We start from the raw sequence: 235 nt of genomic DNA on the forward strand, positions 1-235 counted from the left end.
ACCCGGTGCAGTCTGGCCCACACCCGGTCCCGGCTCCACTGGGCGAAGCGCCGGTAGACCGTGGGCCAGGCCGGCCCGAACACTGGCGGCAGCTGCCGCCAGGTGCAACCCGAGGTGGCCACGAAGATGATCGCTGCCAGGCATTCACGGTCACCGGCCCGACGTCGCCCGCCGCCCTGCGGGCGTATGACCTCCGTCGGAGGGACCACCCGCCGGAACAGCACCCACAACTCGT

General features: G+C 71.9%; 1 protein-coding gene. It reads right to left on the reverse strand.

What is annotated here, in order from left to right:
• On the reverse strand, positions 1-235 hold a 235-nt coding region (locus MTQ10_RS31195), incomplete at both ends, for a transposase (RefSeq protein WP_247474175.1).

It is taken from the genome of Streptomyces sp. XM83C (assembly GCF_023072675.1).
Classification (GTDB): Bacteria; Actinomycetota; Actinomycetes; order Streptomycetales; family Streptomycetaceae; genus Streptomyces; species Streptomyces thermocoprophilus.